We start from the raw sequence: 21,950 nt of genomic DNA on the forward strand, positions 1-21,950 counted from the left end.
GCCCGAGACGGAAAGGGGGCGGGCCAGAACCGCACGCCCCGAAGAACACGTCCAACAGGGAGGACAACGATGAGACTGACGAAACTGGCATTTGTCGCCGCGACGGCGATCGGCCTGACCGCCCCGGCGGCGATGGCCGATCTCGTGTTTCCGGCGCTGAGCTACCGCACCGGCCCCTATGCGCCGAACGGTATTCCCTTTGCCGACGGCTATGCCGACTACCTCACGCTTGTGAACGAGCGCGACGGCGGCATCGGCGGCGAGAAGACCCGGCTCTTGGAATGCGAGACCGAGTACAACACCACCAAGGGCGTCGAGTGCTACGAGGCGACCAAGGGCGAGGGGGCGCTGGTCTACCAGCCGCTGTCGACCGGCATCACCTACCAGCTGATCCCCAAGGCGACTGCCGACGGCATCCCGATCCACTCGATGGGCTATGGCCGCACCTCGGCCGCCAACGGCAAGGTCTTCGAGTGGGTGTTCAACTACCCGGGCACCTACTGGGACGCCGCCTCGATCATCGTGAAGTACATCATGAACCAGGAGGGCGGTAAGGACCTGAACGGCGAGAAGATCGCGCTGGTCTACCACAACTCGGCCTATGGCAAGGAGCCGATCCGCACGCTGGAGGAGCTGTCGAAGAAGCATGGCTTCGAACTGCTGCTGCTGCCCGTCGACCACCCCGGCCAGGAGCAGAAGGCGACCTGGCTGCAGATCCGCAAGGAGCGTCCCGACTACGTCGTGATGTGGGGCTGGGGCGTCATGAACCAGGTGGCCATCCGCGAGGCGGCCTCGATCCGCTTCCCGATGGACAAGTTCATCGGCGTGTGGTGGTCGGCCTCGGAGAACGACGTGCTGCCCGCGGGCGAGGCGGCCGACGGCTACAAGGCCATCGCCATGCACGGCGTGGGCATGGACTTCCCCGTCTATTCCGACCTCAAGACCCATGTCTATGACAAGGGCCTGTCGGCCGGCGCGGGCGACCAGCACGGCACGGTGCTCTACAACCGCGGCATGCTGGCGGCGATGCTGGCCGTCGAGGCCGCCAGGACCGCGCAGGGCATCCACGGCACCGCCAAGATCACGCCGGCAATGATGCGCGACGGCATGGAGAACCTCGAGATCACCGACGAGAAGCTCGAGGCGCTCGGTCTCAAGGACTTCGTGCCGACCTTCACGGTGAGCTGCGCCAACCATGGCGTCCCGGGCCTGGGCGCGATCCAGCAGTGGAACGCCAAGGACAAGACCTGGAAGATCATCTCGCCCTTCATCGCGGCCGACCGCGATGTCGTCGATCCCCTGATCGAGGAGGATTCGGCGGCCTACGCGGCCGAGGCGGGCATCACCCCGCGCGCCTGCGAGTAAGCCTGGACGGGGGCGGGCCGCCTTGGGCGGCCCGCCCATTCCCGGCAGCGCGGGCGCGCCGCGCCTGCGGCCGGCACCGCCCGCCCCTGCGCGGGGTGCTGCGCGAACCGCAGGCGGGGTGACCGGCCTGCCCGGGATTTCGAACCTGCCCCTTGCGGGGCGACGACGATCTGGCGCGCCGCCTGGCGGCCCACGCCGAGGAAGGACCGCGGAGATGCCTGAAGCGAGCCATGACGACGCCCTGCTCGAGGTGTCGAACATCGAGGTGATCTACAACCACGTCATCCTGGTCCTGAAGGGCGTCTCGCTGACCGTGCCCAAGGGCGGCATCACCGCGCTGCTGGGCGGCAACGGGGCGGGCAAGACGACGACGCTCAAGGCGATCTCGAACCTGCTGCATTCCGAGCGCGGCGAGGTCACCAAGGGCCAGATCCGCTATCGCGGCGAGCGCGTGGCCGAGCTGAACCCCTCCGAGCTGGTCAAGCGAGGCGTCATCCAGGTGATGGAAGGGCGCCACTGCTTCGAGCACCTGACGGTCGAGGAGAACCTGCTCACCGGCGCCTACACCCGCACCGACGGGCGCGCCGCGGTGCAGAAGGACCTCGAGATGGTCTATGACTACTTCCCGCGCCTGCGCGAGCGGCGCAGGTCGCAGGCCGGCTACACCTCGGGCGGCGAGCAGCAGATGACGGCGATCGGCCGCGCGCTGATGAGCCGGCCCGAGACGATCCTGCTCGACGAGCCCTCGATGGGCCTGGCGCCGCAGCTGGTCGAGGAGATCTTCGGCATCGTCAAGTCGCTCAACGAGAACGAGGGCGTGAGCTTCCTGATCGCCGAGCAGAACACCAACGTGGCGCTGCGCTACGCCCATCACGGCTACATCCTCGAATCGGGCCGCGTGGTGATGGACGGCCCGGCGGCCGAGCTGCGCGAGAACCCCGACGTGAAGGAGTTCTACCTCGGCATGGCCGAGGAAGGCCGCAAGAGCTTCCGCGACGTGCGCAGCTACCGCCGGCGCAAGCGCTGGCTGAACTGAGCGGGCGCCCGGACGGGGCCGGCACCGGGGATCGCGACAGGGCCGTGGGGGCAGGATGAGCACGCATTACGACAATCTCGAAACCCGCAGCCGTGACGCGCGCGAGGCGTCGCTGTTCGAATGCCTGCGCAGCCAGCTCGGCGCCGCCTGCGCCGCGGCACCGGGTCTTGCGCGCCACCTCGAGGGCGTCGAGCCGGGCGCGGTGACCGACCGCGCGGCGCTGGCGAAGCTGCCGGTGCTGCGCAAGTCGGCGCTGGTCGAGATGCAGAAGGCCGAGCCGCCCTTCGGCGGGCTGACCACGCGCCCCGCGGCGGCCTTCGAGCATGTCTTCCAGTCGCCCGGGCCGATCTACGAGCCGGGCGTGTCGAGCGTGGCGGACTGGTGGCGCTTTGCGCGCGCGCTCTACGCCGCGGGCTTCCGCAAGGGCGAGATCGTGCACAACAGCTTCGCCTACCACCTGACGCCGGCTGGCGTGATGCTGGAATCGGGCGCGAGGGCGCTTGGCTGCGCCGTGCTCGCCGGTGGCGTGGGCAACACCGAGGCGCAGGCAACGGCGGCCGCGGATATCGGCGCGAGCGGCTATATCGGCACGCCTGACTTCCTCAAGATCATGATCGAGAAGGCCGAGGAACTGGGCCGCGAACTGAAGATCGCGCGCGCCTGGGTCTCGGGCGGGCCGCTCTTTCCCTCGCTCCGGCAGTTCTACACCGATCGCGGTATCCCCTGCCTGCAGGGCTACGCGACCGCCGATCTGGGCTCGATCGCCTACGAGACCCCTGCAATGGAGGGGATGGTGGTCGACGAGGGCGTGATCGTCGAGATCGTCCGGCCCGGCACCGGCGATCCCGTGCCCGAGGGCGAGGTCGGCGAGGTGCTGGTGACCGCGCTCAACCCCGACTATCCGCTGATCCGCTTCGCCACGGGCGATCTGTCGGCCGTGTTGCCGGGGATCAGCCCCTGCGGGCGCACCAACATGCGCATCAAGGGCTGGATGGGCCGGGCCGACCAGACGACCAAGGTCAAGGGCATGTTCGTCCGCCCCGAGCAGGTGGCCGAGATCCTCGCGCGCCATCCCGAGATCGCGAAGGCGCGCCTGAGCGTGACGCGCGAGGCGGACCAGGATCGCATGACCCTGGCGATCGAGGCGGCCGAGCCCTCGGCGGACCTGGCCGCCAGGGTGCGCGAGACAATGCAGGCGGTGCTCAAGCTCAAGGGCGAGGTCGAGGCGGATCTGCCGGGGTCCTTGCCGAATGACGGCAAGGTGATCGACGACCTGCGCAAGTTCGACTGAGTCGGATCACCGCGGCGGGCCCCGGCCCGCCCGACCTGTCTGCGTGACGGCCGCGCCGGCACCCCCGATTTCTCGACCGATATTGCGGCCGTGTTTGCGCGGACCGCGACCGATTGCCTTCGCGCGTTGCCCCTTGGGCCGCGACCGCGGCCCGGGGCGCAGTTCGAAAATCGCTGATTGCATTCCTAGGACGATTGTCCTAATTCTTGGTGCGACACGGATCGCCGGGGGCCCGATGAGTAGCCAGACCACGCGAGAGCAGATCGTCGCGCAGGCGGATGCGCTGTTCTATGCGCGCGGCTTCGAGGCGACATCCTTCTCCGACATCGCCACGGCCGTGGGGATCTCTCGCGGGAATTTCTACTACCACTTCAGGACCAAGGACGAGATCCTCGAAGCGGTCATTGCGCGCCGCATCGCGGCGACGGACGCCATGCTGGCGGGGTGGGAGGCCGAGGGCGCGGATCCGGCCGCGCGGATCCGCTGCTTCATCCGCATCCTGATCGCCAATCGCGCGAAGATCATGCTGCATGGCTGCCCGGTGGGCACGCTCGTCACCGAGCTTGCCAAGCTCGACCACCTGGCGCTGGAGGGCGCGGCGCGGATCTTCACGCTGTTCCGCGACTGGCTGGCCCGGCAGTTCGAGGCCATGGGGCGCCCCGAGGATGCCGACGCGCTGGCGATGCATGTGCTGGCGCGCTCGCAGGGCGTGGCGACGCTGGCCAGCGCCTTTCACGACGAGAGCTTCATCCGCGACGAGGTCGACCGGCTGTGCCAGTGGCTCGACCGGATCGCGGGCGGACGCAATGGCTGACCCCGCGTTGCGGGCGATCAAGGGAGGGTCCTGGGATGTTCGTGGTCTTTCTGCGCTTTTCGGCGCGCAAGTCGGAAGCGCCGCGCCTGATGGCGGCGCATAATGACTGGATCCGGCGCGGCTTCGACGACGGCGTCTTCCTCACCGTCGGCGCGCTTCAGCCCAGCGCGGGTGGCGCGGTGCTGGCGCACGGGCTGAGCCGCGAGGCGCTGGAGGCGCGGCTGGCCGAGGATCCCTTCGTTGCCGAGGGGGTCGTGGAGCCCGAGATCTTCGAGATCAGCCCGTCGCGCGCGGATGCGCGGCTCGATTTCCTGGTGGCGTGAGGAACAGGCGATGAGCAGGACCGTCGACGGGCCGGACGGCCGCCCGCGCTGCAGCTGGTGTGCCGCCGCCCCGGAATTCTTCGACTACCACGACCGGGAATGGGGCTATCCCGTCGGCGACGACCGGCGGCTGTTCGAGAAGATCTGCCTCGAGAGCTTCCAGTCCGGGCTCAGCTGGCGCACGATCCTGGCCAAGCGCGAGAATTTCCGGGCGGCGTTCCGCGGCTTCGACTTCCGCGAGATGGCCCGGTTCGACGACGCGGACGTGGCGCGGCTGCTGGCGGATCCCGGCATCGTGCGCCACCGCGGCAAGATCGAGGCGGTGATCCACAACGCCCGACGCGCCTGCGAGCTGGTCGAGGCGGAGGGCTCGCTCGCGGCCTATGTCTGGCGCTTCGAGCCGGCACCCGAGGCGCTGGGCGTGCCGCAGAGCGTCTCGACCTCGCCCGCCTCGGTCGCGATGTCGAAGGATCTCAAGAAGCGCGGCTGGAAATTCGTCGGGCCGACAACGGTCTATGCCTTCATGCAGGCCATGGGGCTGATCAACGATCATGTCGAGGGATGCGCCATGCGCCCCGAGGCCGAGCGCGCGCGCAAGGCCTTCCGCCGGCCGGTCTGACGGTCGGGCGCGCACCGCAACGGGCCGCGGCGCGCGCCTGCTGCGAGTCAGTGCTTGACGCGCTTCCAGTCCTGGCCGCGGCAGAAGATCGAGACGCAGCCCTCGACGTCGAGCACATCGCCCTTGACCTGCATCTTCGAGTCGTAGGTCTTGTTGTCTTCGGGGTCCCAGACGCTCCCCCCGGAATAAGACCCGTCGCCGTCGTGCGTCATGCCCGAGATGATGCTCGCACCCAGGTGCGGGTAGGCGGGGTCCGCGCCCTTCGCCGTGAAGGCACCGCTGATCGTGCCGCAGGTCTTGGCCCCGTCCGAGGCGCAGGGGGCGATGGTGACCTCGAGATAGCCGCCCTTGTCGTTCTTCTCGGTCGCCCAGACGCCATCGGCGCCGTCGGCGAGCGCCATCGCCGGCGCGGCGGCGAGCAAGGCAACAGTCATCCACGTTCTCACGGCATTCTCCCTGTCTGATCCGCGGGCTCGAGCGCCCGCATCGTCGCGTTCATCCGCCCCAACGCACCTGCCAGGCGATGCCGAGGCTGTCGAAGTCTAGGCCCGTCCGGCTGTAGACACCGGTGGTGCCGAACAGCTTGATCGAGTTGTGACGGCTCAGGTCAACCGAAAGCGTGAGCCCCAGGCGTGCATTGGCGAGATGCTCGCCAGGCACGCCGTCGATGGTCGGCTGCGCCCCGGTGTAATAGGTGCCGTCGAGCGAGCCCCACAGCCCCGGCCGGAACTGGTAGATCATGTGCGCCTGAGCGGCGAAGAGCGGGTCCTGCTCTAGCCTCTTGCCGCCGAGGAAGTCGTCATTCGCAGTGAAGACGGTCGCGGCGACGCTGGTTTCCAGCGTGAGCGGCCCCAGCGCCTTCGACGCGCCGACCTCGCCCTTCACCGACCAGCGGTTCGAGCCGACATTGAGCAGCTTGTCTTCGTTGTACTGCCCGAGCGGGGGCGAGACCTCGATGGTCGCGCCGAGGATCAGGTCCTGCCGGTAGCTCGCGAACTCCTCGAGCGTCATCGCCGGCGCGCCGAAGAAGTTGACCGACAGGCGCAGGCGCGGGTCGCCGAAGCCGGTGACCTCGCGTGCCTGCGGCGCGCCTGCGAGCAGGGCGCTGCCCGAGACATGCGCGAAGGGGACGACCACGCCGATCTTGCTCGACATGCCGGCAAGGTCGAAGGCGCGGATATAGGCCAGCACGCCCGAGTGGCTGTGCACCTCGGCGTCCTCCACCGGCAGGGTGGTGTTGAACGCGACGCTACCCTCGGTGTAGCGGAAGCTCGCGAGCATGAAGTTCATGCCGACGGGCGTGTTGGCGAAGGCCCGCGGCTCGAGATCCTGGGCCTGGGCGGCGCGCAGGCACGTCATGGCGACCACCAGCGCCAGAACCGCGGCCGTCGTGAGGCGGATCAGGCGCACCTTGTGCCGCCCCCTCTGGCCGAGTGACCGTCGATCGGGCGGATCGCGGGGGCTGTCTCCCGGGCCGCCCACAACGAAAAACGCCGCCCCGGGTCCGGAGCGGCGTTCTCGATGTCGATGATGCGCATCTGCGCGTCGCGTCGGCTCAGCCCTGGCGGGCCTTGAAGCGGCGCTGGGTCTTGTTGATGACGTAGACGCGGCCCTTGCGGCGCACGACGCGGCAATCGCGATGGCGGCCCTTGAGCGAGCGCAGCGAGTTCTTGACCTTCATTTCCCTGTCCTCTCTCTCAGACCGGCTCAGGCGAGCGCGGCCTTGGCCTTCTCGACGATCGCGCCGAAGGCAGCGGGCTCGTGCACCGCGAGGTCGGCAAGCACCTTGCGGTCGACCTCGACGCCGGACCTGGCAAGCCCGTTGATGAAGGTCGAATAGTTCAGGTTCTCGTCATGCGCGCGGACGGCGGCGTTGATGCGCTGGATCCAGAGCGCGCGGAAGACGCGCTTGCGGCGCTTGCGGTCCCGCGTCTGGTACTGCATCGCCTTCTCGACCGACTGCTTGGCGGTCTTGAAGCTGCGCGAGCGCGCGCCGTAATGGCCCTTGGCCTTGTCGAGAACCTTCTTGTGACGACGATGCGTCACGGGTCCGGATTTCACTCGGGACATCGGTCAGCCTCCCCTCAACCCGCGTACGGCAGGAACTGCTTCACGATCTTCTCGTCCTGTGCGGAGAGAACGGTCGTGCCGCGTGCGTTGCGGATGAACTTCGGCGTGCGCTTGATCATGCCGTGGCGCTTGCCGGCCTGTGCGACCTTGATGCGCCCCGAGGCAGTGACCTTGAAGCGCTTCTTCGCGCCCGACTTGGTCTTCATCTTGGGCATTTACGTCTCCTGTCGTCTTGTGACGTGTCATGAGGCAGCGCGGCAGCCCATACCGGCCGGCAGCCTCGTCGAAAGTCTGAGAGCGGGTTCTATACAGGCGAGCCCGTCCGAAGGCAAGGGCGCCCGCGCGGTGCGGCGCGGGGCGCGCGCGCCGCCGGGCGTCAGTACTCGATGCTGCCCTCGTAGATCTGCTTCTCGTCGCAAGGTGCGACGCGCAGGATGTTGGTCGAGCCCGGCACGTTGAAGGGCACGCCCGCGGTGACCACGATGCGGTCATCGCCGCCGGCGAAGCCGTCGCGGCGCACCGCCCGCACGGCGCTGATGACCGCGAGCTTGAAGCGGTCGACCGGCTCGGCGACGATGCAGTGCAGGCCCCAGACGAGGCAGAGGCGGCGCGCCGTCGCGCGCACCGGCGTGATCGCGAGGATCGGCACGCTGGGCCGCTCGCGCGCGGCGAGGATCGCGGTCGCCCCGGAATGGGTGAAACAGCAGATCGCCTTGACGTGGGTTGCCTCGGCCACCTCGCGCGCGGCGGCGGTGATCGCGTCGGCCACGGTGGTGCGGTCGATGCGGCGCGCGGCGGTGATGATCTCGCGGTGCAACTCCTCGCCTTCGACGCGCATGGCTATGCGGTCCATCATCGACACCGCGTCGACCGGGAACTGCCCGGCCGCCGATTCGGCCGAGAGCATGACCGCGTCGGCCCCCTCGTAGATCGCGGTGGCGACGTCGGAGACCTCGGCCCGGGTCGGCATGGGACTGGTGATCATGCTCTCGAGCATCTGGGTCGCCACGATCACCGGCTTCCCGGCCTTGCGGCACTGGCGGATCATGCGCTTCTGGATCGGCGGCAGCTCGGCGATGTCCATCTCGACGCCGAGATCGCCGCGCGCGACCATGATGCCGTCGACGACATCGAGGATCTCGGCGAAGCGCTGGACGGCGGCGGGCTTCTCGACCTTGACCATCACCGCCACCTTGCGGTCGCCGATCAGCTCGCGCGCCTCGAGCACGTCCTCGGGGCGCTGCACGAAGCTCAGGGCCAGCCAGTCGACGCCCTGCGACAGCGCGAACTCCAGATCGGCGCGGTCCTTGGCGGTGAGCGCGGCCAGCGGCAGCACCACGTCGGGGACGTTCACGCCCTTGTTGTTCGAGATCTCGCCGCCGACGACCACCTCGCAATCGGCGCTGCTGGCGTCGCACGACCGCACCTTGAGACGGATCTTGCCGTCATTCACCAGCAGGGTCGCCCCCGGCTCGAGCGCGGCGAAGATCTCGGGGTGGGGCAGCTGGACGCGCCCGCCGTCGCCCGGCGCGTCGTCGAGGTCGAAGCGGAAGGGCTGGCCGACTTCGAGCGTCACTGGGCCCTTGGCGAACTGGCCGACCCTGAGCTTGGGGCCCTGCAGGTCGGCGAGGATGCCGATCGGGCGCTCGAACTCGTGCTCGATCTCGCGGATCAGGTTGACGCGCTCGGACTGGTCGGCCTGGGTCCCGTGGCTCATGTTGAGGCGGAAGACGTCGACACCGGCCTGGAACAGCTGCCGCAGCACCTCGCGGCTCGAGGAGGAGGGTCCCACGGTCGCGACGATCTTCACGTTTCTCTGGCGGCGCATGGCTCCCCCTCGGTGATGGCGCAAGATGCGGCCGGGATCATCCCGGCGGCGCCGCGTCAATGCAAGTGCTTGCGCGGCAACTTTGTTGCGTTCTGGTATACCAGAACTGCGTGACGGTTTCCTTGCGATTCCACCGGGGGCGGGACAGGTGCTTGTCTCGGTCGGCGCGGTGAGGCTAGGTTCCGGCGCCCCGCGTTCCGCGGATGGCTGAATGCAAGGGAATCGGATGAGCGTCTTCGTCCCCGTCGAGCATGTCTCGCCCGGATCGAGCCCGCAGGCGATGCGGGATGTGATCTTGCTGTGCGACCATGCGCGCAACGCGGTCCCGCCCGAGATCGGCGACTTGGGCCTGCCGCCCGAGGACATGAACCGTCACATCGCCTTCGACGTGGGGGCGCGCGGCGTGACGCTGGGGCTTGCGGCGTGGCTCGGGGCCGGGGCGGTCCTGTCGACCTATTCGCGGCTGGTGATCGACCCCAACCGCGGCGAGGACGACCCCACGCTGGTGATGAAGCTCTATGACGGCACCATCATCCCGGCCAACCGCCACGCCGATGATGCGGAGGTCGAGCGCCGCCTCACCGCCTATCACCGGCCCTATCACGACGCGATCGACCTGGCGATCGACGAGGTGCTGGAGGCCGGGGGCGCGCCGGCGCTGGTGTCGATCCATTCCTTCACGCCCCAGTTCAAGGGACGGCCGCCGCGCCCCTGGCACGTGGGCGTGCTGTGGGACCGCGACGAGCGGCTGGCGCGGCCGCTGATCCGCCGGCTCGAGGCGGAGGGCGATCTCTGCGTCGGCGACAACGAGCCCTATTCGGGCCAGCTGCGCGGCGACTGCATGTGGCGGCACGGCACGGCGCGGGGCCTGCCGCATGTGCTGATCGAGGTGCGCAACGACCTGATCGCGACCCATGACGGTCAGGCGGACTGGGCAAAGCGCCTGGCGCCGGTCATCCGTGGCGCCATCGAGGATCTGCGCGCCGACGGCCATTGAGCCGGCAGGGCCGCGCCACGATATCTGGGGAAACGGGCCAAGGAGGAAAGCCGCATGACCGAGCCGAGCGAGACCGAGATCGAGGCCGCGATCTACCGCCGCCTTCGCGACCACCTGCGCGCGCGCACCGACGTGCAGAACATCGACCTGATGAACCTGGCGGGCTTTTGCCGCAACTGCCTCTCGAACTGGATGAAGGAGGCGATCGAGGAGCGCGGCGGCCAGATCAGCAAGGAGGAGGCGCGCGAGGCGGTCTACGGCATGCCCTATGACGAGTGGCGCGAGAAGCACCAGACCGAGGCCACGCCCGAGCAGAAAACCGCCTTCGCCAAGAGCCATCCCGGCCACTGACCCCTGCCGACGCTGGGATCGCGCGCGCCGCGGCGTTCGCGGCGCGGCCGCGGGGAGTGCGGGCGGCAGATCGGGCTGGCCCGGCGCGTCCGCCTCGGCTAAAGGCTGACGCGCCTCGACCGAGCCAAGGAGACATCCCCAATGGAAGACATCTCGACCACCACCGTCGCCGCCGGGCAGCTGCGCGCCATCATCGAGCGCATCGAGCGCCTGGAGGAGGAGAAGAAGGAGGTCGCCGAGCAGATCAAGGAGGTCTATGCCGAGGCCAAGGCCAACGGCTTCGACGCCAAGATCCTGCGCAAGGTCGTGTCGTTGCGGAAGAAGCCCACCGAGGAGCGGCAGGAAGAGGAGGCCGTGCTCGAGCTCTATCTCTCGGCTCTGGGGATGCTGACGCCCGCCGACTGAGGCGGAGGCTGCGGCCCCACCCGGCCGCGCCGCAGCCCCACCCGGCCGCGCCGCGGCCCGCTCAGGCGCCCGGCTTGCGGATGTCGTAGTCGTCGAGCTTGCGGTAGAGCGTCGAGCGCCCGATGCCGAGGCGGCGGGCGACCTCGGCCATCCGGCCGCGATACTGGCCCAGCGCGCGGCGGATCACCTCGGCCTCGATCTCGGCGAGGGTGCGGGTGTGCCCGTCGGGGCGCTGCAGGATGTCGACGCCGATCTCGGGCGTGTGCATCCGGTGCCCGTTGCCGTTGCCGTTGACGTGAGCCTTCTCGGTGACCTCGGTGGACGTGCTGTCGAGGCCCACGAGATGCTCGGGCCGGATCAGCGGGCCGTCGGCAAGCACCACCGCGCGGTGGATCACGTTCTCGAGCTGGCGGACATTGCCGGGCCAGTCGGCACGGCGCATCGCCTCGATCGCGGCTTGCGAGAAGCCCTGGAGCCGGACCTGCGCCGCGCCGCGGTAGCGGGCGAGGAACATCTCGGCCAGGCCGGAGATGTCGGCCCGCCGCTCGCGCAGCGGCGGCAGCGTGAGCGGGAAGACGCTGAGCCGGTAATAGAGATCCTCGCGGAAGGTTCCCTTCGCGACCATCGCGCGCAGATCGCGGTTGGTGGTCGAGATCAGCCGGATGTCGACCCGGAACGACCCGGTCGCGCCAACGGGATCGATCTCGCCCGTCTGGATCGCGCGCAGCAGCTTGACCTGCGCCGGCATCGGCAGCTCGCCGACCTCGTCGAGGAAGAGCGTGCCGCCCGAGGCTTCCTGGAACTTGCCGGGCCGGCGCTCGGTGGCGCCGGCGAAGGCGCCCTTCTCGTGGCCGAACAGGATCGACTCGACCATGTCCCCGGGCAGGGCGCCGCAGTTCACGGCGACGAAGGGCTGGCCGGACCGCGGCCCGGCCCCGTGCATCGCGCGGGCGAAGACTTCCTTGCCGGTCCCCGATTCGCCCGAGATCAGCACCGGAATGTCGGTCGAGGCGCCCCGGCGCGCCAGTGCGATCGATTCGCGAATCGCGGTGCTCGCGGCGATCAGGTCGTCGAAACCGAGGCGGTCGCTCTCCTGCCGCGTGAGGCGTTGCACCTCGCTCGTCAGGTTGGACATCTCGAGCGCGTTGCGAATCGAGACCTCGAGCCGCTCGGGTCCGACCGGCTTCACGAGGAAGTCGACCGCACCGGCGCGCATCGCGTCGACCGCGCGCTTCACCGAACCGTCGGCCGTCAGCACGATCACCGGCATGTCGATCCCGGCCGCGTGCATGCGCTCGAGCACGCCGAAACCGTCAAGATCCGGCATATTCAGGTCCAAAAGGCAAATATCTATGCGTGAATCGCGCCGTGTGAGGCGGTCGAGCGCAGCAGCGCCGCCCTCGCACGCCTCGATCGTGAACCCGGCCGAAGAAAGAACCGCTGACAGATAATTACGTTGGAGCCGGTCGTCATCGGCCACCAGAACCGTCGCTGCCATTACACACCCTACTCGCAAGCGAAGAACCGTACACGCTGCCTGTTTGAACGCCATTGTGGTTCCGCTGATGGCGCCAATAGGGCGATTTCGTGCCAACACGGGACGGTTGCAGCGATTCCCTGCGACGTGGTGGCGAAAATACTGCGTAGCTGTTGTTAATCTGCGACGACCCGGATAAATTCATTCGTGGGGGCGGTCCAATCCCCCGCGCAGATTGTGCTGGTATCTCGAATGTGCCAAAGCAAGGGTGCGGAGCGGCATTAGTGGCCGAAAAACCAATTCCGGGGCGACCTTTCGGAGCGTCCCTTAAGGAACGGAGAGAGGGATGAAGACTGCAACGAAACTGATGCTTGCGGTGTCGGCGGTCGCGCTGGCCGCGTGCACCAAGCCGGACCTGCCCGGGTCGAACCTTGGCGGCACCTTCACGGCCGAGCGGTTCCTCGAGCAGGATCACGGTGGTTCGGGCTTCAACGGCGCGCTGGCGAAGGAATACACCGAACTGGCCCGCCGCTCGGCGAACAAGGACCAGCGTTGGTACAACGCCACTGCCTACATCGCGAAGGCCGAGGCTGCCGAGGCCGGTGCCGATGTCGGCCCGTGGAGCCCGGAATCGCTGGGCGTCAGCGGCGAAGCTGCCAACGAGTATGACGCTGTCGTTGCGGCCATCCTCGCCAACCGCGGCGAGCGGCCCGAGGCCTGCGCCCGCGCCCAGGCGATGTGGGACCAGTACCTCGAGGCGCTCCGCGGCCAGCCCGGCGGCTGCCCGGATCCCGAGGATGCGCGCGCGCTGTTCGACGAAGCCATGCTGGCCTGCACCGGCGTCTCCTACGGCAACAGCTTCGTTGTCTACTTCGGCTTCAACCGCACCAACCTGACCGACACCGCCCGCGCGACGCTGGACGAGGTCGTCGAGGCGGTGCAGGCGCTCAGCACGCAGGCCCTCTCGGTCGTCGGCCACACCGACACCGTGGGCTCGTACGAGTACAACCAGGGCCTGTCGGAGCGTCGCGCCCGCCGCGTCGCGGATGCCCTGGTCGAGCGTGGCGTGCCGCGCGGTGCGATGACCCTGGCCGGCCGTGGCGAGCGTGAGCTTGCGGTGCCGACCCCGGACAACACCCGCGAGCCGCTGAACCGCCGCGTCGAGATCACGCTGTCGCAGTAATCGCGCCAGCGACGGTCTGAAATCAGCCGCCCCGCGCAGCCAGCGCGGGGCGGCTTCGCTTTTTCCGGGCGCCGCCGTCGTCGGATGGACGGGGAAGGCGCCTTCCGTGCTCCCGGCGCCGCCTTCCGTCGAGGTCCCCACTGAAGCTTCCCGTGGTGCACCACGTGCGTGACGGGGCGCGACGGGCTATGCTCGGGCGCGGATCAACCGCGTCCATGGAGGCAAGGGACCATGCGTCGAGACCTGTCGAAGCGTCGCCCGGGCGGGCTTGTGCCGACCGCCGCGCTTTCCGTCATGCTGGCCGCCGCGGTGGCGATCGGCGGGCCGGGGCTGCCGGCATTCGCGGCGGATCCCGAGCCGCGCCCCGACATGGAGGAGTTCAAGCGTCGGCTCGACGAGGCCTGGGACGACATGATGCGCGAGCTTGGCCCCACGATCGACAGCCTCGGCGCGCTGATCGACACGCTGGACCAGATCGACGGGCTCGAGAACTACGAGCGTCCCGAGGTCCTGCCCAATGGCGACATCGTGATCCGCCGCAAGGCGGATGCCCCGCCACTGCCCGACGAGCCCGAGCGCGCGCCGACCGAGACGCCGGAAGACGACGGGAAGGGGATTAAGACCTGAGCGGCCTTTCGCAGCGCCGCCCGCGCCGCTATGTCTTCGTGCAGGACAACGGAGTGATTTGATGCCGAACCTGCACGACCTCGCCTTTGCCTTTCCCGCCACCTCGCATATCCGCCCGCTGCGCGACACGGCCGCCGAGCGCGGCGGCGCCGTCGACCTGGGCGAATTGCCGGAATGGGACCTGAGCGATCTCTACGCGGCGCCGGCCGCGCCCGAGCTGGCTGCCGATCTCGACCGCGTCGAGGCCGAGTGCCGCGACTTCGCGGCGCGCTTCGAGGGCCGCATCGCATCGCTGGGCGCCGAGGAGGTGGCGGACGCGATCGCGGCCTTCGAGGCGATCGACCTCACGCTGGGGCGGGTCATGTCCTATGCGGGGCTGCGCTACTACCAGAACACGACCGATCCCGCGCGCGCCAAGTTCATGGGCGACACGCAGACGCGTGTGACGGCGATCACCACGCCGCTGGTGTTCTTCACGCTGGAGCTGAACCGGCTGGAGGAGACCCACGTTGAGGCCCTCATGGCGGAAAGCGCGCGCCTCGCGCGTTACCGACCCTGGCTCGACCGCCTGCGCGCCTTCCGGCCGCACCAGCTGTCGGACGAGCTCGAGAAGTTCCTGCACGACCAGTCGGTCGTGGGTGCCTCGGCCTGGAACCGGCTGTTCGACGAGACGATGGCGGGACTCAGCTTCGAGGTCGAGGGCGAGGACGAGCCGCTGGGGCTCGAAGGCACGCTGAACCTCCTGTCGGACAAGGACCGCGCCCGGCGCGAGGCCGGCGGCAAGGCGCTGGCGGGTGTCCTGGCCGACAACATCCGGCTGTTCGCGCTGATCACCAACACGCTGACCAAGGAGAAGGAGATCGAGGACCGCTGGCGCAAGATGCCGGCGCCCGATCACTCGCGCCATCTGGCGAACCACGTCGAGCCGGAAGTCGTCGACGCGCTGCGCGAGGCGGTGTGGAAATCCTTCCCGCGCACCAGCCACCGCTACTACGCGATGAAGGCCAAGTGGCTGGGGCTCGAACAGCTCGAATACTGGGACCGCAACGCGCCTCTGCCGGAATCGGACGACCGCGTGGTGCCCTGGCCCGACGCGCGCGAGATCGTGCTCGACGCCTATGCGGGCTTCAGCCCGAAGATGGCCGAGCTGGCCGAGCCGTTCTTCGAGCGCGGCTGGATCGATGCGGGCGTCAAGCCCGGCAAGGCGCCGGGGGCCTTCGCCCATCCCACCGTCGTCGATGTCCACCCCTATGTGATGCTCAACTACCTGGGCAAGACGCGGGACGTGATGACTCTGGCGCACGAGTTGGGCCACGGCGTCCATCAGCGGCTGGCGGCGGGGCAGGGCGAGCTTCTGAGCCGCACGCCGCTCACGCTGGCCGAGACGGCCTCGGTCTTCGGCGAGATGCTGACCTTCCGCAAGCTGCTGGCCGCCGAGTCCGATCCGGCGCGGCGCAAGATGCTGCTGGCCGGCAAGGTCGAGGACATGCTGAACACGGTGATCCGCCAGATCGCCTTCTACGAGTTCGAGCGCCGCGTGCACGCCGCCCGGCGCGAGGGCGAGCTGACCGCCGAGGATCTTGCCGCGCACTGGCTTGCGGTGCAGTCCGAGAGCCTGGGGCCGTCGATCAACCTCGCCGACGGGTACGAGACCTTCTGGGCCTATATCCCGCATTTCATCCACTCGCCCTTCTATGTGTATGCCTACGCCTTCGGCGACGGGCTGGTGAATGCGCTCTATGCCGTCTACGAGCAGGGCGTGCCGGGGTTCCAGGACAAGTATTTCGAGATGCTGGCGGCCGGCGGCGCCAAGCACCACAAGGAGCTTCTGGCGCCCTTCGGGCTCGACGCATCGGACCCGGCATTCTGGCAGAAGGGGCTGGGGCTGATCGGCCGCTTCATCGACGAGCTGGAGGCGATGGGCTGAACCAGGTGCCGAAATGGCGCGCGCCAGGCTGCTGAGGCGGGCAGGCTGGCTTGCCATCCTCATGGTGGCGGCGGTCCTGCTGGTGCCGGTGGCGCGTGCGCAGACGGCTTCCGGGGTCGCCGAGGTCACGGCGGTATTCTCGGCGCCACGCGCCCAAGGCGAGGTGCGGGTGCTGTTCCTCGGCAACTCCTTCACCCGCGAGCACGACGTGCCCGCGCAGGTGACGGCGCTTGCCGCGCGGCGCGAGGTGCGGCTGCGGGCCGGCATGATCGTCGGCAACGGCACTAAGCTCGGCGAACACGTCGCTGACGCGGGGGTCGCGGCGGTGATCGGCGGGCTCGACTGGGACGTTCTCGTGCTCCAGGACCACAGCGTCGCCGCCCTCACGCCGGAGGGTGCGGCGGCCTCGCGCATGGCGGTGATCCGGCTTGCCGGGTTGAGCGCGGCGCGGATCATTCTGTTCGCGACCTGGCCGCGGGCGCCGGGCCACGCGCTCTATGGCAAGCCGGGAATGCCGGCGGGCCCCGCCGCGATGAACGCTCGGGTGCGCGCCCATTACGCGGCGCTGGGCGAGACGCTGGGCGCCCGCGTCGCGGGGATAGGCGATGCCTTTCTCGTGGTGGCCGCGCGGGATGGTGAGGCGGCGCTCTACGCCGCCGACGGCTACCACGCATCTGCCGAGGGGGCGCGGCTTGCCGCCAGCATCCTCGCCGCCGCCATCCTGGCGCCGCCGCGCCTGCCGGCGGGACCCACCCGGTCCGGCGATGCCGCGCCCCGGCGACCGGTCGCGTCCCTCGCGCACCACGAAGGTGCCGCGTCGTTCCGCCCACGGCTTGAGTTTTCCCGCGCGCCCGGCTAACCCGGCGGCGCATGAGCCAGAGGATGGAGCCGATGCAGGACCTCGACCCGATCCGCGTCAAGTATCTCGCCGAAGTGGCCGAGGCCGCCGATGAGCCCGCCATCGAGGCGGTGCGCGTGGCCGCCCTGGGCAAGAAGGGCGAAGTGAGCCTGATGATGCGCGAACTGGGCCGCATGGAGCCCGAGGCACGCAAGGCCGCGGGGCCGGCGCTCAACGCGCTGCGCGACGAGATCGAATCGGCGGTGAAGGCGCGCCGCGCGGCGCTGGCCGATGGGGCGCTGGCTGAGCGGCTCAAGGCCGAGTGGCTGGACGTGACGCTCGATCCGCGCCCGGCTGCGGCCGGCACGATCCATCCCGTGAGCCAGGTGACCGAGGAGGTGGTGGCGATCTTCGCCGCGCTTGGCTTCACCGTCGCCGAGGGGCCGCAGATCGAGACCGACTGGCACAACTTCGACGCACTCAACATCCCGCCCGAGCATCCGGCCCGGCAGGAGATGGACACCTTCTACATGGCCCGGGCCGAGGGCGACGAGCGCGCGCCGCATGTGCTGCGCACGCATACGAGCCCGGTCCAGATCCGTCACATGACGGCGAACGGCGTGCCCTGCCGCGCGATCGCGCCGGGCCGCGTCTATCGCTGCGACTATGACCAGACCCACACGCCGATGTTCCACCAGGTCGAGGGGCTCTGCATCGACCGGAACATCTCGATGGCCAACCTGAAATGGGTGCTCGAGGAGTTCTGCCGCAGCTTCTTCGAGGTCGAGGGCGTCGAGCTGCGTTTCCGCGCCTCGCATTTCCCCTTCACCGAACCCTCCGCCGAGGTCGATATCCGGTGTTCCTGGGCGGGCGGACAGCTGCGCATCGGCGAGGGGGACGACTGGCTCGAGATCCTCGGCTCGGGCATGGTGCATCCGAAGGTCCTTGCCGCGGCGAATGTCGATCCCGAGGCCTGGCAGGGCTTTGCCTTCGGCATGGGCATCGACCGCATCGCGATGCTGAAATACGGCATCCCCGACTTGCGCGCTTTCTTCGATTCCGACCTGAGGTGGCTGAGGCATTACGGCTTCGCGGCCCTCGATGTGCCCACGCTGCATGCCGGGTTGAGCCGCTGAGGCCGCGGCGCCCTTCCTGACAGCCCGCTTTCCGCGCCGGTGTCGGCTTTTTCGCGTGCGGTGACGTCCGCCCGCTAGCTGCTTGCGCGCGCAGCTCGCAATCCTGTCCCGTCATGCGCATTCGGGAGGACGGGATGGCGGCGATTCTGGTGGTCGAGGGCAACACGCCCGAGGTGGTTGCCCGCACGCTGGAGGCGGGCGGCATTGCGGCGGCCGAGAACTATGCCGACGTGCTAGCGGCGCTGGCGCAGAGGATGGGGGTGCGGATCGAGACGCGGATCCTGCGCCCGTCCTTCCCAGAATTCTCGATGTCCGAATTCGCCAGGGACGCGGTGGCGTTCGAGGGCGTCGCGGGCGTGGTATTCACCGGGTCGGGCGTGCGCTGGTCGGCGGACGCGCCCGAGGCGGCCGCGCACCGCGCGGTGGTCGAGCGCGTCTTCGCCGCCGGGATCCCGGCGATCGGCTCGTGCTATGGCCTTCAGCTTGCCGCGACAGTGCTGGGCGGGCGGGTGCGCTGGAACCCCAAGGGCGCCGAGCTGCCGATCGCGCGCGAGATCCGGCTGACCGAGGCGGGCCGCGCGCATCCGCTGCACGATGGCCGGCCGGCGGTGTTCGACTGCCCCTGCATCCATCGCGACGAGGTGGCCGACCTGCCCGCCGGCGCGGTGCTCACTGCGACCAACGCGCATTCGGTGGTGCAGGCCATGGTCTACGAGCAGGGCGCGGTGCGGTTCTGGGGCATGCAGTACCATCCCGAGATGGCGCTGGCCGACGTGGCCCGTTGCATGCTGCGGGGCAGGGGCGCGGTGATGGAGGGCAGCGCCGCGATCGAGCCCGACCCCGCGGTCGAAGCCTATATCGCCGTCTCGGACGCGCCCACGACGAACGCCGCGTTGATGCAGCGCCACTCCATCGCGCCCGAGGTGGTGGATTTCGCGGCGCGCACGGCCGAGCTGGACAACTGGCTTCGCATGGTGCTGGCCGGTGCCACGGTGGCGGATCGGGCGGCGGATCGGGCGGCGGATCGGGCGGCCGAGTGAGCCGCCCCCTTCCCGCGCCCGGCGAATTTCGCTAAGGACGGCTCCGAACCCGCCGGGCGCCCCGGTCAACCCGGTCGCGCGCCCTCCCGAGCCGAGCGAGAATGCCATGAAGTTCACCCTGTCCTGGCTGAAGGAGCATCTGGAGACGGACGCATCCCTCACCGAGATCACCGACGCGCTGACCGACCTCGGTCTTGAAGTCGAGGGCGTCGAGGACCCCGCCGAGCGGCTGGGCGCGTTCACGATCTGCCGGGTGATCGAGGCGGTTCAGCACCCCGACGCCGACCGGCTGAGGCTGTGCCGCGTCGAGGCCTGGCCGAACGGCCCCGATGCCCCGTCGCAGGAGGTGCAGGTGGTCTGCGGCGCGCCCAATGCGCGGACCGGGCTCGTCGGCGTCTTCGCCGCGCCCGGCACGCATATTCCGGGCACCGGGGTCGACCTCAAGCCCGGCGTGATCCGCGGCGTCGAGTCGAACGGGATGCTGTGCTCGGAGCGCGAGCTGATGATCTCGGACGACCACGAGGGCATCATCGACCTGCCGGCGGATGCGCCGATGGGTGTGCGCTACATCGATTACGCGAAGCTCAACGACCCGGTGATCGAGATCGCCGTGACGCCCAACCGCCCGGATGCGCTGGGCGTCTCGGGGATCGCGCGCGACCTGGCCGCGCGCGGCCTTGGACGGCTGATCACGCCGGAGACCGAGGCAGTGAGGGGCGCCTTCGCCAGCCCGATCGGCGTGCGGCTCAATGACGACGTGAAGGACGGGCTCTGCCCGCTGTTCGTCGGGCGCTATATTCGCGGCGTCAAGAACGGCCCCAGCCCCGACTGGCTGCAGCGCCGCCTGCGCGCGATCGGGCTCAGGCCGATCTCGGCGCTGGTGGACATCACCAACTTCCTGACGTTCGACCGCGCGCGGCCGCTGCATGTCTTCGACGCCGACAAGGTCACCGGCGACATCCATGTGCGCCTGAGCCGTCCGGGCGAGAAGCTGGAGGCGCTGGACGAGAAGACCTACGAGTTCGACGACTCGATGACGCTGGTCTGCGACGACGCGGGGCCCGAGGGTATCGGCGGCGTGATGGGCGGGCTTGCCTCGGGCGTCACGCCCGAGACGGTGAACGTCTTCGTCGAGGCGGCCTATTTCGACCCCGTGCGCACCGCCGCGACCGGGCGCAAGCTGAGGGTCAACTCGGATGCGCGCTATCGCTTCGAGCGCGGTGTGGACCCGGCCTTCACCCCGGAGGGTATGGAGATCGCGACCCGCATGATCCTCGACCTGTGCGGCGGCGAGGCGTCGGAGATGGTCATTGCCGGGCGCGTGCCCGACACCGCGCGCAGCTACCGGCTCGATCCGGCCCGGGTGGTGAGCCTCGTGGGCCTGGAGATCCCGCGCGCCGAGCAGGTGCGCATCCTCACCGAGCTGGGCTTCTCGGCCACCGGCCTCGGCGAGATGCTGGAGGTCTGGGTTCCGTCCTGGCGGCCCGATGTGCAGGGCGAGGCGGACCTCGTCGAGGAGATCGCGCGCATCGCCTCGCTGACCAGGCTGCCGGCGAAGCCGCTGCCGCCGGCGTCGGAAGGCGTGCCCGCGCCACAAATCACGCCGATGCAGCGCCGGGTCAGCCTGGCACGCCGCGCGCTGGCGGCCGAGGGACTCAACGAGTGCGTCACCTACTCCTTCGTCTCGGGCGCGCATGCGGCGCTGTTCGGCGGCGGCGACGCTGCGCGTCGGCTCGAGAACCCGATTTCGGCTGACCTGTCGGACATGCGTCCCGACCTGCTGCCGGGGCTTCTGGCCGCGGCGGCGCGCAACCAGGCGCGCGGGGCGGGCGAGATCGGCATCTTCGAGGTCGGCCCGGTCTTCCGGGGCGGCGAGCCGGGCGAGCAGGAAACCGTCGCGGCGGCGCTGCGCGTGGGCGCCACCACGCCCCGCCACTGGGCCGGCACGCGGCGCGGCGTCGACCTGATGGACGCGAAGGCGGACGCGCTGGCGGCGCTCGCGGCGGCGGGGGTCGACACCTCGAAGCTGATGGTGGCGCGCGAGGCGCCCGACTGGTTCCATCCGGGCCGGTCGGCGGTTCTAAAGCTGGGCCCGAAGAACGTGCTGGCCGCCTTCGGCGAACTGCACCCCAGGGTGATCGAGGCGATGGGCGTGAAGGGCCCCGCCGTCGCCGCGGTGGTGCATCTCGAGGCCGCGCCCTTCCCCAAGAAGAAGGGCACGACGCGCCCGGCGCTGGTGACCTCGGACTTCCAGGCGGTCGAGCGCGACTTTGCCTTTGTCGTCGACGCGCGCGTCGAGGCCGAGGCGATCCTGAAGGCGGCGCGAGCGGCCGAGAAGAAGCTGATCGAGCGTGTCTCGGTCTTCGACATCTTCGAGGGCAAGCGGGCGGCCGAGCAGCTGGGCGAGGGCCGCAAGTCGGTCGCGATCAGCGTGCGGCTTCAGCCGACCGCCGGCACCCTGACCGAGGCCGAGATCGAGGCGGTCTCGGCCCGCGTGGTCGAGGGCGTCGCGAAGGCCACCGGCGCCAGTCTGCGGAGTTGAACCGGGCGCCGGACCGCGGCAAGGGGGGCGCTTCCCGATTTTCCGGTTTCGTGCGAGGGTTGCGCAGGACACACGGCTGGA

The 21,950-nt window shown here is 69.5% G+C and carries 23 protein-coding genes; 16 read left to right on the plus strand and 7 right to left on the minus strand.

All coding sequences use genetic code 11. From position 1 onward, the window contains the following. The first annotated feature begins 69 nt into the window (after positions 1-69). The 6 genes from H0I76_RS08560 to H0I76_RS08585 all read left to right on the plus strand — a co-directional run bounded on the left by H0I76_RS08560 (position 70) and on the right by H0I76_RS08585 (position 5,448). Entirely contained in the window at positions 70-1,365 is a 1,296-nt protein-coding gene (locus H0I76_RS08560) for an ABC transporter substrate-binding protein (RefSeq protein WP_200609300.1), read from the plus strand. A 214-nt stretch (positions 1,366-1,579) separates the two neighbouring features. Beyond that, positions 1,580-2,401 carry an ABC transporter ATP-binding protein gene (locus H0I76_RS08565; protein ID WP_200609302.1) on the plus strand — a complete coding sequence of 274 codons (822 nt, stop codon included), beginning with the start codon at positions 1,580-1,582 and terminating at the stop codon, positions 2,399-2,401. A 55-nt stretch (positions 2,402-2,456) separates the two neighbouring features. Next, positions 2,457-3,692 carry a phenylacetate--CoA ligase family protein gene (locus tag H0I76_RS08570; protein ID WP_200609304.1) on the plus strand — a complete coding sequence of 412 codons (1,236 nt, stop codon included), beginning with the start codon at positions 2,457-2,459 and terminating at the stop codon, positions 3,690-3,692. Positions 3,693-3,927: 235 nt separating this feature from the next. Next, positions 3,928-4,506 (plus strand): TetR/AcrR family transcriptional regulator, encoded by a 579-nt coding sequence (locus H0I76_RS08575; RefSeq protein ID WP_200609306.1) that lies wholly within the window; start codon positions 3,928-3,930, stop codon positions 4,504-4,506. A gap of 35 nt (positions 4,507-4,541) precedes the next feature. Beyond that, on the plus strand, positions 4,542-4,829 hold the full coding sequence (locus tag H0I76_RS08580) for a YciI family protein (RefSeq protein ID WP_200609308.1): 288 nt from the start codon (positions 4,542-4,544) through the stop codon (positions 4,827-4,829). A 10-nt stretch (positions 4,830-4,839) separates the two neighbouring features. Then, complete coding sequence (locus tag H0I76_RS08585) at positions 4,840-5,448, plus strand: DNA-3-methyladenine glycosylase I (RefSeq protein ID WP_200609310.1); 609 nt, start codon at positions 4,840-4,842, stop codon at positions 5,446-5,448. 47 nt (positions 5,449-5,495) lie between these two features. Here the strand turns inward: H0I76_RS08585 and H0I76_RS08590 are convergent, their stop codons facing one another. The 6 genes from H0I76_RS08590 to pyk form a co-directional block, all read right to left on the minus strand. After that, positions 5,496-5,882 (minus strand): DUF2147 domain-containing protein, encoded by a 387-nt coding sequence (locus H0I76_RS08590; RefSeq protein ID WP_200609312.1) that lies wholly within the window; start codon positions 5,880-5,882, stop codon positions 5,496-5,498. Between the two features lie 61 nt (positions 5,883-5,943). Beyond that, positions 5,944-6,858 (minus strand): transporter, encoded by a 915-nt coding sequence (locus tag H0I76_RS08595; protein ID WP_200609314.1) that lies wholly within the window; start codon positions 6,856-6,858, stop codon positions 5,944-5,946. 145 nt (positions 6,859-7,003) lie between these two features. Further along, positions 7,004-7,129 (minus strand): type B 50S ribosomal protein L36, encoded by a 126-nt coding sequence (ykgO, locus tag H0I76_RS08600; protein WP_200609317.1) that lies wholly within the window; start codon positions 7,127-7,129, stop codon positions 7,004-7,006. A gap of 26 nt (positions 7,130-7,155) precedes the next feature. Then, positions 7,156-7,518, minus strand: a complete 363-nt coding sequence (gene rplT / locus H0I76_RS08605; protein ID WP_200609319.1) for a 50S ribosomal protein L20 — start codon at positions 7,516-7,518, stop codon at positions 7,156-7,158. A 14-nt stretch (positions 7,519-7,532) separates the two neighbouring features. After that, on the minus strand, positions 7,533-7,733 hold the full coding sequence (gene rpmI, locus H0I76_RS08610; protein ID WP_200609321.1) for a 50S ribosomal protein L35: 201 nt from the start codon (positions 7,731-7,733) through the stop codon (positions 7,533-7,535). Positions 7,734-7,894: 161 nt separating this feature from the next. Beyond that, positions 7,895-9,346, minus strand: coding sequence for a pyruvate kinase (gene pyk / locus H0I76_RS08615; protein WP_200609323.1), 1,452 nt, complete (start codon positions 9,344-9,346; stop codon positions 7,895-7,897). 226 nt (positions 9,347-9,572) lie between these two features. Here pyk and H0I76_RS08620 point away from each other — a divergent pair, with 226 nt between their 5' ends. The 3 genes from H0I76_RS08620 to H0I76_RS08630 all read left to right on the plus strand — a co-directional run bounded on the left by H0I76_RS08620 (position 9,573) and on the right by H0I76_RS08630 (position 11,099). After that, entirely contained in the window at positions 9,573-10,343 is a 771-nt protein-coding gene (locus H0I76_RS08620; protein WP_407704260.1) for an N-formylglutamate amidohydrolase, read from the plus strand. 54 nt (positions 10,344-10,397) lie between these two features. Further along, positions 10,398-10,694: a DUF1244 domain-containing protein gene (locus tag H0I76_RS08625; RefSeq protein WP_200609325.1), complete on the plus strand. Its 297-nt coding sequence runs from the start codon at positions 10,398-10,400 to the stop codon at positions 10,692-10,694. A gap of 141 nt (positions 10,695-10,835) precedes the next feature. Continuing rightward, entirely contained in the window at positions 10,836-11,099 is a 264-nt protein-coding gene (locus H0I76_RS08630; protein WP_200609327.1) for a DUF2312 domain-containing protein, read from the plus strand. A 61-nt stretch (positions 11,100-11,160) separates the two neighbouring features. Here the strand turns inward: H0I76_RS08630 and H0I76_RS08635 are convergent, their stop codons facing one another. Next, positions 11,161-12,651 carry a sigma-54-dependent transcriptional regulator gene (locus H0I76_RS08635; RefSeq protein ID WP_234455210.1) on the minus strand — a complete coding sequence of 497 codons (1,491 nt, stop codon included), beginning with the start codon at positions 12,649-12,651 and terminating at the stop codon, positions 11,161-11,163. Between the two features lie 271 nt (positions 12,652-12,922). Here H0I76_RS08635 and H0I76_RS19690 point away from each other — a divergent pair, with 271 nt between their 5' ends. The 7 genes from H0I76_RS19690 (at position 12,923) to pheT (ending at position 21,869) form a co-directional block, all read left to right on the plus strand. Continuing rightward, on the plus strand, positions 12,923-13,759 hold the full coding sequence (locus H0I76_RS19690; RefSeq protein ID WP_200609331.1) for an OmpA family protein: 837 nt from the start codon (positions 12,923-12,925) through the stop codon (positions 13,757-13,759). A 231-nt stretch (positions 13,760-13,990) separates the two neighbouring features. Then, positions 13,991-14,386 carry an AAA+ family ATPase gene (locus H0I76_RS08645; protein ID WP_234455211.1) on the plus strand — a complete coding sequence of 132 codons (396 nt, stop codon included), beginning with the start codon at positions 13,991-13,993 and terminating at the stop codon, positions 14,384-14,386. A 61-nt stretch (positions 14,387-14,447) separates the two neighbouring features. After that, positions 14,448-16,313 (plus strand): M3 family oligoendopeptidase, encoded by a 1,866-nt coding sequence (locus tag H0I76_RS08650; RefSeq protein WP_200609333.1) that lies wholly within the window; start codon positions 14,448-14,450, stop codon positions 16,311-16,313. A gap of 13 nt (positions 16,314-16,326) precedes the next feature. Beyond that, the gene (locus tag H0I76_RS08655) at positions 16,327-17,172 is read left to right on the plus strand and encodes an SGNH/GDSL hydrolase family protein (protein WP_200609335.1); all 846 of its coding nucleotides are present in this window, start codon (positions 16,327-16,329) and stop codon (positions 17,170-17,172) included. 32 nt (positions 17,173-17,204) lie between these two features. Next, a complete protein-coding gene (gene pheS, locus H0I76_RS08660) occupies positions 17,205-18,287 on the plus strand; it encodes a phenylalanine--tRNA ligase subunit alpha (protein WP_200609336.1) in 1,083 nt (360 codons plus the stop codon). A 134-nt stretch (positions 18,288-18,421) separates the two neighbouring features. Then, a complete protein-coding gene (locus H0I76_RS08665) occupies positions 18,422-19,327 on the plus strand; it encodes a type 1 glutamine amidotransferase (RefSeq protein WP_200609338.1) in 906 nt (301 codons plus the stop codon). A gap of 106 nt (positions 19,328-19,433) precedes the next feature. Next, complete coding sequence (gene pheT / locus H0I76_RS08670; protein ID WP_200609340.1) at positions 19,434-21,869, plus strand: phenylalanine--tRNA ligase subunit beta; 2,436 nt, start codon at positions 19,434-19,436, stop codon at positions 21,867-21,869. Positions 21,870-21,950 lie beyond the last annotated feature (81 nt).

It is taken from the genome of Thermohalobaculum xanthum, from assembly GCF_016623495.1.
GTDB classification, from domain to species: Bacteria; Pseudomonadota; Alphaproteobacteria; order Rhodobacterales; family Rhodobacteraceae; genus Thermohalobaculum; species Thermohalobaculum xanthum.

Excerpts from the sequence above, each read along its gene's own strand:
- ykgO (WP_200609317.1), bottom strand. The coding sequence starts at position 7,129 with ATGAAGGTCAAGAACTCGCTGCGCTCGCTCAAGGGCCGCCATCGCGAT.
- rpmI (WP_200609321.1), bottom strand. The coding sequence starts at position 7,733 with ATGCCCAAGATGAAGACCAAGTCGGGCGCGAAGAAGCGCTTCAAGGTC.
- pheS (WP_200609336.1), top strand. The coding sequence starts at position 17,205 with ATGCAGGACCTCGACCCGATCCGCGTCAAGTATCTCGCCGAAGTGGCC.
- H0I76_RS08585 (WP_200609310.1), top strand. The coding sequence starts at position 4,840 with ATGAGCAGGACCGTCGACGGGCCGGACGGCCGCCCGCGCTGCAGCTGG.
- H0I76_RS08635 (WP_234455210.1), bottom strand. The coding sequence starts at position 12,651 with ATGGCGTTCAAACAGGCAGCGTGTACGGTTCTTCGCTTGCGAGTAGGG.
- H0I76_RS08560 (WP_200609300.1), top strand. The coding sequence starts at position 70 with ATGAGACTGACGAAACTGGCATTTGTCGCCGCGACGGCGATCGGCCTG.
- H0I76_RS19690 (WP_200609331.1), top strand. The coding sequence starts at position 12,923 with ATGAAGACTGCAACGAAACTGATGCTTGCGGTGTCGGCGGTCGCGCTG.
- H0I76_RS08620 (WP_407704260.1), top strand. The coding sequence starts at position 9,573 with ATGAGCGTCTTCGTCCCCGTCGAGCATGTCTCGCCCGGATCGAGCCCG.
- H0I76_RS08655 (WP_200609335.1), top strand. The coding sequence starts at position 16,327 with ATGGCGCGCGCCAGGCTGCTGAGGCGGGCAGGCTGGCTTGCCATCCTC.
- rplT (WP_200609319.1), bottom strand. The coding sequence starts at position 7,518 with ATGTCCCGAGTGAAATCCGGACCCGTGACGCATCGTCGTCACAAGAAG.
- pyk (WP_200609323.1), bottom strand. The coding sequence starts at position 9,346 with ATGCGCCGCCAGAGAAACGTGAAGATCGTCGCGACCGTGGGACCCTCC.
- H0I76_RS08590 (WP_200609312.1), bottom strand. The coding sequence starts at position 5,882 with ATGACTGTTGCCTTGCTCGCCGCCGCGCCGGCGATGGCGCTCGCCGAC.
- H0I76_RS08565 (WP_200609302.1), top strand. The coding sequence starts at position 1,580 with ATGCCTGAAGCGAGCCATGACGACGCCCTGCTCGAGGTGTCGAACATC.
- H0I76_RS08575 (WP_200609306.1), top strand. The coding sequence starts at position 3,928 with ATGAGTAGCCAGACCACGCGAGAGCAGATCGTCGCGCAGGCGGATGCG.
- H0I76_RS08580 (WP_200609308.1), top strand. The coding sequence starts at position 4,542 with ATGTTCGTGGTCTTTCTGCGCTTTTCGGCGCGCAAGTCGGAAGCGCCG.
- H0I76_RS08630 (WP_200609327.1), top strand. The coding sequence starts at position 10,836 with ATGGAAGACATCTCGACCACCACCGTCGCCGCCGGGCAGCTGCGCGCC.
- H0I76_RS08625 (WP_200609325.1), top strand. The coding sequence starts at position 10,398 with ATGACCGAGCCGAGCGAGACCGAGATCGAGGCCGCGATCTACCGCCGC.
- H0I76_RS08645 (WP_234455211.1), top strand. The coding sequence starts at position 13,991 with ATGCGTCGAGACCTGTCGAAGCGTCGCCCGGGCGGGCTTGTGCCGACC.
- H0I76_RS08650 (WP_200609333.1), top strand. The coding sequence starts at position 14,448 with ATGCCGAACCTGCACGACCTCGCCTTTGCCTTTCCCGCCACCTCGCAT.
- H0I76_RS08665 (WP_200609338.1), top strand. The coding sequence starts at position 18,422 with ATGGCGGCGATTCTGGTGGTCGAGGGCAACACGCCCGAGGTGGTTGCC.
- H0I76_RS08570 (WP_200609304.1), top strand. The coding sequence starts at position 2,457 with ATGAGCACGCATTACGACAATCTCGAAACCCGCAGCCGTGACGCGCGC.
- pheT (WP_200609340.1), top strand. The coding sequence starts at position 19,434 with ATGAAGTTCACCCTGTCCTGGCTGAAGGAGCATCTGGAGACGGACGCA.